Annotated in this window: 8 protein-coding genes; 5 read left to right on the top strand and 3 right to left on the bottom strand. The window is 63.0% G+C overall.

The window, feature by feature from the left end:
• The 4 genes from yidC to KBY72_RS13375 all read left to right on the top strand — a co-directional run.
• Window positions 1-966: membrane protein insertase YidC (gene yidC / locus KBY72_RS13390; protein ID WP_254993786.1), on the top strand; the 966-nt coding region annotated here is incomplete at its 5' end.
• A gap of 3 nt (window positions 967-969) precedes the next feature.
• Entirely contained in the window at window positions 970-1,509 is a 540-nt protein-coding gene (locus KBY72_RS13385; protein ID WP_254960873.1) for a YceD family protein, read from the top strand.
• A gap of 10 nt (window positions 1,510-1,519) precedes the next feature.
• Entirely contained in the window at window positions 1,520-2,995 is a 1,476-nt protein-coding gene (locus tag KBY72_RS13380; RefSeq protein ID WP_254960874.1) for an AAA family ATPase, read from the top strand.
• A 120-nt stretch (window positions 2,996-3,115) separates the two neighbouring features.
• The gene (locus KBY72_RS13375; RefSeq protein ID WP_254960875.1) at window positions 3,116-3,289 is read left to right on the top strand and encodes a hypothetical protein; all 174 of its coding nucleotides are present in this window, start codon (window positions 3,116-3,118) and stop codon (window positions 3,287-3,289) included.
• On the opposite strand, the gene KBY72_RS13370 is transcribed toward KBY72_RS13375, so the two are convergent.
• Complete coding sequence (locus KBY72_RS13370) at window positions 3,286-4,092, bottom strand: mechanosensitive ion channel family protein (RefSeq protein WP_254993785.1); 807 nt, start codon at window positions 4,090-4,092, stop codon at window positions 3,286-3,288. The two genes, KBY72_RS13375 and KBY72_RS13370, sit on opposite strands and share 4 nt — an antisense overlap.
• A gap of 95 nt (window positions 4,093-4,187) precedes the next feature.
• On the opposite strand from KBY72_RS13370, the gene KBY72_RS13365 reads away from it, so the two are divergent.
• Window positions 4,188-5,351, top strand: a complete 1,164-nt coding sequence (locus KBY72_RS13365) for an aminotransferase class V-fold PLP-dependent enzyme (protein ID WP_254960878.1) — start codon at window positions 4,188-4,190, stop codon at window positions 5,349-5,351.
• A 76-nt stretch (window positions 5,352-5,427) separates the two neighbouring features.
• On the opposite strand, the gene aqpZ is transcribed toward KBY72_RS13365, so the two are convergent.
• Window positions 5,428-6,168: an aquaporin Z gene (gene aqpZ, locus KBY72_RS13360; protein ID WP_193486053.1), complete on the bottom strand. Its 741-nt coding sequence runs from the start codon at window positions 6,166-6,168 to the stop codon at window positions 5,428-5,430.
• 105 nt (window positions 6,169-6,273) lie between these two features.
• The gene (locus tag KBY72_RS13355; RefSeq protein WP_254993784.1) at window positions 6,274-7,743 is read right to left on the bottom strand and encodes a UDP-N-acetylmuramoyl-L-alanyl-D-glutamate--2,6-diaminopimelate ligase; all 1,470 of its coding nucleotides are present in this window, start codon (window positions 7,741-7,743) and stop codon (window positions 6,274-6,276) included.
• Window positions 7,744-7,745 lie beyond the last annotated feature (2 nt).

Here is a 7,745-nt window from a genome sequence, read left to right as displayed (position 1 = left end):
ATCGCCCAGCCCGCCATGCAGAAGCGGCAGGCCGAGATCAAGGCCAAATACGCCAACAACCCCCAGAAGCAGCAGGAGGAGCTGGGCGGGTTGATGAAGGAGTTCGGCAGCCCCTTAGCTGGCTGCCTACCCCTGCTGGTGCAGATGCCGATCCTGTTTGCCCTGTTCGCCACCCTGCGGGGCTCACCTTTCGCGGATGTGCCTTACACCCTCAACCTAAAGGTGCTGCCTGCTGAGCAAATCGCCGCAGTCGAACCCAAACCCTTCAACAGCCCAAGCCACTCGATCTTCGTTACCGAAACCACCCACGTGCCGGTGATCGCCAGCCTCGAAGGCGGCACCAAGCTGGGAGTGGGTGATTCGGCCCAGGTGAAGCTGCACACCAAAGACGGCTCGAGCTTTGCTTCGGTGCTGCAGGGCATCGACCATGGCGACGCCTACACGCCCGCCTGGAGCGTGACCAAAGGAGAAGGCGTCGTCAGCGTGGCAGCTGATGGCACGATCACTGCCCTAGGCACCGGCGACGCCACAGTTGAGGCCAAGATCCCCGGCCTGGCAGCTCGCAGCGGCTTCCTGTTCATCAAGGCTCTCGGCCAGGTGGGCTTTATGACCGATGGCGCCGTGAACTGGGACATTGCCATCTTGGTGGCAGGTTTCGGCGCCAGCCTGTTTGCCTCCCAGATCCTTTCTGGCATGGGCATGCCCGCCAATCCTCAGCAGTCCACCGCCAACAAGATCACCCCGGTGATGATCACCGGCATGTTCCTGTTCTTCCCCCTGCCGGCTGGGGTGCTGCTCTACATGGTGGTGGCCAACATCTTCCAGGCCCTCCAGACCTTCCTGCTCAGCCGCGAAGCCTTGCCCGACAACCTGCAGGCGATCCTTGACCAGCAAATGGCGCAGCAACCCGTGACTGTGTCAGCCAGTGGCGGTCGCCTGCCATTCGAACCCAAGGGCAAGAAGTGACCCGTGTCCAGTTCACCCCAGCCAGAGCACTCTGATCAGATTGTCGGGGAGAGGCTTCGGCCGGTTCCCCTTTCTGATCTGCGGCACCTGGAAGCTGGGCGCCATTGGCAAATAGACCAAACCATCGAGGGTCTAGCCAGCCTCACACCGGTGCGAGGCCAACTACACGCCAACCATCGAGGCAACGTGCTGGAGGTGGTAGGCAAAGCAGAAACGATCGTCACCCTCTGCTGCGACCGCTGCCTCCAGCACTTCAACCATCCCCTGCGCGCCAGCAACCAAGAATTGCTTTGGATCGGCGAACCCGCCCCAATCCCATCCGACTCGATGGCAATGGAGGGCGAGGCTGACGACAGCGGCCTGATGGAGCAGCTAGATCCCAGGGGCAATTTCGATCCAGAACACTGGGTATTTGAGCAACTAAACCTGCTGCTACCCATCGTTAACAACTGCGGCAAGGACTGCCCCGGTCCGGCCACCTGGAGCAGCGACGGCGCCGGCATCGATTCCCGCTGGAGCGCCCTGCAGGGCCTAAACCCCTGAGCCTCCCTCCGTGACCGACAGCTGGGCCGACCAACTCGATCTACTAATCCGGGCCCGCACGCCGATTCTGTGGATCCGCAGCCTTGAGGAGGAACGGGTTGATGGCCTGCTGGAACAAGCCGCCCAACGACTGGGCGGCCGCACCCTGCTGCGCTGGGACTTCATTGATGGCTTGTGCGGTGCCCCAAACCGCAGCGGCGAGGCCACCCGCAACCCGATGGCGGCCCTGGCCTGTCTCGACACCCTGCCGCCCGAGCAGGGGGCCCTGCTGGTGCTGCGCGATTTTCACCGCTACTGCGAAGACGCCGGCGTCTGCCGCCGGCTGCGCAACCTGGCCTCGAGCCTGCGCCAGGCACCCCGCACCCTGGTGATCACCGCCCCCGACTGGGCCATTCCCCGGGAACTGGAAGACAGCATCACCCTGCTGGACCTACCCCTGCCTGATGCCGAAGAAATCCGTCAACTGCTCAGCACGATTGCTGGCGCCAGTGGCTATCCGATGGCAACGGCCGTGTGCGAGCAGCTCACCGCCGCCTGCCACGGCCTCAGCGAGCAGCGGGTGCGCCAGCTAGCTGCCCGAGCCCTGGCGCGGCGCGGCCAACTCGGGGAGGCTGATTTAGCCGAGGTGCTGGAGGAGAAACGTCAGGCGATCGCCAAGAGCGAGTTGCTGGAGTACTGCCCAAGCGAAGCCAGCCCCGCTGATATCGGAGGCCACGAAGCACTCAAGCACTGGCTGGAGCAGCGCCACATGGCCTTCAGCGAAGAAGCGATGCGCTACGGCCTGCCCCTACCCCGGGGCGTGCTGCTGGTGGGGCCCCAGGGCACCGGCAAATCGCTCACCGCCAAAGCAATCGCCCACAGCTGGAGCATGCCCTTGCTGCGCCTGGATGTGGGCCGGCTTTTTGCCGGTTTGGTGGGGGCTTCAGAGGCCCGCACCCGCGACATGATCCAGCGGGCGGAGGCGATGGCGCCCTGCGTGCTCTGGATCGATGAGATCGACAAAGGCTTTGGGGGCGATTCCCGCAGTGACGGCGGCACCAGCCAGCGGGTGCTGGGCACGGTGCTCACCTGGATGTCGGAGAAAACCAGCGCCGTGTTTGTGGTGGCCACTGCCAATGGCGTCGACAAGCTGCCAGGCGAATTGCTACGCAAGGGGCGCTTCGACGAGATTTTCCTGCTGGATCTGCCCAGCGCTGACGAGCGCCGCTCCATTCTCGATCTGCAGCTGCGTCGCCGCCGGCCAAAGCACATCATCACCCTGGAAGTGCTGGTAGATCGAACTGCGGGATTCTCAGGCGCCGAACTGGAGCAGACCGTGATCGAGGCCATGCACCTGGCCTTCGCCGAGCAGCGGGAATTCGGCGAAGCCGACCTCATCGCTGCTGCTAGCCAGGTGGTGCCCCTTTCGCGCACCGCCCGGGAGCAACTGGAGGCGCTGCAGGCCTGGGCCAGCGGCGGCCGGGCCCGGCCCGCTTCCCGCGGTTAGGGAAAGCTGGCGTTGATGTCGCGGCGTAACGAACTCCGACGTCTGGTAACAAGCTCGGCGCCAGGCCAGGAATCAAAAGGAAATCACCTCTACGTTCTGGCCCAAGCCGCCCGAGCATCCGTGAGCCCCACCCCGAACAGCCGCCCTGAAGTTCTTAGCCAACTGGCGGTGGCCTGCCTTGGAGCAGGAATCGTGACCACCGTGGCGGTGGCTCAGGGCCAGAACCCACTCACCGCCTTGGGCATCACGCTTTTTTCAGCAATCGCCGCCGTAATGGTTGGCCAGGTGCTCTAGTTAGCGCCCATCGCCAGCGGAATTCTGGGCACGGGGAAGCCATTGGCACCAAGCACGTCGATGATCATGCGATTGGTGTCGAAATACACCTGCCAATAGTTGCTGGTGTGGGTGTAAGGACGCACCGCCAGCCGTGGACCACGCTCACTAAACTCGAGCACCTCGACGTCTGCTTCCATGCCAGCAAACTGATTAGGCACCTGCTTAATGCCCTCTTTGAGCAGGGCAATGGCTCGGGCTACATCGGCGGAATTATCGAGCTGGGCTACTAGCTCAACGCGACGATAACCATGGACCGAATAGTTCTGGATGGTGTCACCAAACAACTTGCCATTGGGCACGATGTTGCGCACGTTGTCTGGGGCCAGCAACGAGGTAACAAACATGCCGATTTCCTCCACTGTGCCGGTGATTCCAGCAGCCGTGATGAAGTCGCCAACACTGAAGGGACGGAAAATCTGTAGAAAAACCCCAGCTGCAAAGTTGCCGAGCATGCCACTCCAGGCCGCCCCGATGGCTACGCCGGCACCCGCAAGCAGGGCAGCAAAGCTGGCTGTCTGAATACCAAAGAAGCCGAGTATCGCTACCACCAAGATCACTCGCAAGACCGCAGCGAGGATGTTGATCAGATAGCCAACAACCGTCACATCGAGGCTGCTACTGCGCAAACTTTTGCGCATAATGCGCATTGCCAGCTGAATCAGCCAGCCACCAGCGATCCAGAGGGCTACTGCCCCAACCAACTTCAAAACAAAGGGAACAATCGTGGAGACCACGAGCGCTGACAGATCTGGAATTGGCATTGCCAACAATTAGTAGATTGAACTAACTGGATCCTCACGGATCAATCGACCGGTCGTCAATGCAATGCCAGGATCCGAGCAAATAAACGCTCCTGATGCCAACTAATTTCCGCGCCCAGCTACCCGCCCTGGCCAACAAGACCTACTTCAACTACGGCGGCCAGGGGCCCTTGCCGAGCTCATCCCTCGAGGCCATCACGGCCGCATGGCGCAGCATCCAGGAGCTGGGTCCGTTTACCGGCGCGGTATGGCCTTTTGTGGAACAGACCACCAGCCAGCTGCGTCAGCACCTGGCTGGCTGGTTTGGCGTGCCAGCGCACCGGTTGGCCTTCAGCGAAAACGTAACCAGTGGCTGCGTACTGCCGCTCTGGGGCCTGCCATGGCAGGCAGGCGACGAACTCCTGATCAGCGACTGCGAGCACCCGGGGGTGGTGGCCGCCTGCCGCGAACTAGCCCACCGCCAAGGGCTTGTGCTCACCACCTTGCCGGTGGCGGATCTACGCGGCACTGCCGATGACACAAACAAGCAGGTGCTGCAGCGATTGGATCGCCAGCTCAGCCCCGCCACCCGATTGGTTGTGCTTTCACACCTGCTCTGGAATACGGGCCAGGTGATGCCGATTGCAGCGGTAGCAGGCCAGCTCAGCTCACACCCCAAGCATCCCTGGCTGCTGGTGGACGGGGCCCAATCCCTTGGGGCCATTCCGATCGCAACTGCAGCCGCGGCCGCCGACATCTACGGCTGCACCGGCCACAAATGGTGCTGTGGCCCCGAGGGACTGGGAGCAGTAGCCCTATCGGAGCGGGTGGTGCGAGAGGCCAGACCAACCCTGATCGGCTGGCGCAGCCTTAGCCACGAAGCCAGCGGCCAGAGCGAATTTCACACCGACAGCCGCCGCTTTGAAGTGGCCACCTCCTGCGTACCCCTTTGCGCTGGGCTTGAGCAATCCCTGCACCTGCTGGAGGCGGAAGGCACTGCCGAAGAGCGCCTGGCCCTGATTCAGCAGCGCAGCGGCTATCTCTGGCAAGGACTGCAGGCCAACCCTCGGGCCCGCACCCTGTTGGAGGTGCCGCCACCAGCGGGGCTGGTGAGCTTTGAGCTCAGGGGCGAAGATCCGGAAAGGGTGGTGAAGCGCCTGGGCGAGCAAGGCATCTGGCTGCGCAGCCTCGACGATCCCCACTGCCTGCGGGCCTGCACCCACATCACCAGCACCGAAGCCGAGATTGACCAGCTGCTTGCAGCTTTGCAAGCGTTCTGAGTCGCTGCCAACTTCAAACAAAAAAAGGGGCTTTCGCCCCCCTCAGTAGATCCAGCTTGCCTAGATCTAATTGCGATCAGGAAGCCTGGTCGCTGAACACATTGCGGTACACCCAGCCAGCCAGCAGGGCTCCCACAATCGGTGCTACCCAGAACAGCCAGAGCTGACCCATCGCTTCCACTCCGGCCCAAACAGCCACTGCAGTGCTACGGGCAGGATTAACCGATGTGTTGGTCACCGGGATGCTGATCATGTGAATCAGGGCCAGGGTGAGGCCAATAGCAAGGCCAGCAAAGCCAGAGGGCGCCAGGCGATCAGTGGCACCAATAATCACCAATAGGAAGAAGAAGGTGAGCACTAGCTCCACGATCAAAGCTGCCCAAAAGCCATAGCCACCTGGTGAATGGGTGCCCCAGCCATTTGTAGCCAGCGGATTACTACCAGCCATCACCAAATCAAAAGCAGGGCCACCAGCCACCACAAGCTTGATAAAGCCTCCGGCCAGCACGCCGCCGATCACCTGAGCCACGATGTAAGGCAGCAGCTCCGATCCCTTCATGCGGCCGCTAGCCCAAAGGCCGAAGCTCACCGCCGGATTGAGGTGACAACCAGAGATGTGGCCAATTGCATAGGCCATGGTCACCACCGTGAGACCAAAGGCCAGCGACACGCCCAGAAAGCCCAGACCAAAGGGATTGCCGGGGGCAATATCAGCTCCAGTGAGATACGGGAAATTAGCGGCGATTGCGGCACTGCCGCAGCCTCCCAACACCAGCCAAAAAGTACCGAAACCTTCGGCAAGAAGCTTCTTGCCCATCGGAACAGAGGTTGTCACAAAGGTGTTTGATACAACAAGAGGAACGTACCCAGAGAAACTTGCACAAACAAGCCACTGGGTACATGTCGATACATTCCGGAGCCCCTAAGTGACCCGCCTGAGGCGCAGGGCTTTCTCCGCCTCTTCCCGGTCGTCGAAGTGAACCTTGGTGGTGCCGAGGATCTGGTAGTCCTCATGGCCCTTGCCAGCGATCAGCACCAAATCCCCAGGTGCTGCCGCGGCAATGGCGGCTGCGATCGCCACCGCCCGGTCGGCCTCCACCTGCATGGAGGCTCCAGGGGCAATGCCGGCAGTCACATCGGCCAGGATTTGCTGGGCATCCTCGGTGCGGGGGTTGTCGGAGGTCACATAGAGCTGGTCAGCGAGCTGGGCGGCGATCGCTCCCATCTGGGGCCGCTTGCTGCGGTCGCGGTCGCCGCCACAGCCAAACACGCAGATCAGACGCCCCCCAGTGAAGGGGCGGCAAGCAGCCAGGGCGTTGGCCAGGCCATCGGGGGTGTGGGCGTAATCCACCAGCACGGCTGGATCGCCGCCGCCGTCGCCCACCACCACACGCTCCATGCGACCAGGCACGCCGCGGAAGTTGGCCAGCCCCTCCAGCAACTGGGGCAGGGGGACGCCCTGCTGGACCAGGGCACCAACCGCCTGCAGCAGGTTCATCAGGTTGAAGCGTCCCACCAAAGGCGAGTGGAATGCCCCCTCCCCCGCCGGCGTCTGCAGCACCCCGCGCACGCCGCCTGCACCCAGCTGCAAATCGCGGATGAACAGCTCGGCGCTGGGGTCTTCCAGGGAGCTGCGCCAGCAGGCTTTACCTAGACGGCTCACCAGCTGGGCGCCCCAGGGGTCGTCGCCATTCACCACCGCCCCACCCGCCAGCAGCGGCTCCGCAAACAACCGCGCCTTGGCCTCGAAATAGGCCTGCATCGAGGGGTGATAGTCGAGGTGATCCTGGGTGAGGTTGGTAAACACGGCGCCGGAGAAGTGGCAGCCAGCCACCCGCTGCTGATCAAGGGCATGGGAGCTCACCTCCATGGCAGCGATATGGGCACCGGCTTCAACGGCCTGGGCCAGCTGGGCCTGGAGCAGATCGGCGAAGGCCGTGGTGTGCTGGGCCGTCACGCTGTGGCCTGGCCAGCGGTTTACCAAGGTGCCAAACAGGGCCGAAGGCCTGCCTGACGAAACCGCCAGATGCTCAATCAAATAGGTGGTGGTGGTTTTGCCGTTGGTGCCGGTGACCCCAATCAGGGCCAGCCTGCGACTGGGCTGGGACCAGAAGGCAGCAGCCAGCTCTCCGGCCCAGCGGGTCAACGGCTCAGGCGCTACCAGCACCGCATCGCCTGGGCCAGGCGGCTGCAGGGCCGCCGCGGCCTCGCTAATCACCGCAGCTACCGCACCGGCCTGCAGTGCCTGGGGCCAGAAGCAGCCCCCATCCACCTGGCTGCCAGGCAGCCCCACAAACAAAGTGCCCCGCCCGATGCGGCGCGAGTCACAGCTGATGCCGCTCAACTCCCCGTTGGCCACGCCCGCCGGCACCTCCAAACCCACCTGCTGCAGGA

The organism is Cyanobium sp. BA5m-21 (assembly GCF_024346235.1).
Lineage (GTDB): Bacteria > Cyanobacteriota > Cyanobacteriia > PCC-6307 > Cyanobiaceae > Cyanobium_A > Cyanobium_A usitatum.
The sequence above is the reverse complement of the archived record's forward strand: the minus strand, read 5'-3'. Positions and strand labels throughout refer to the sequence as shown.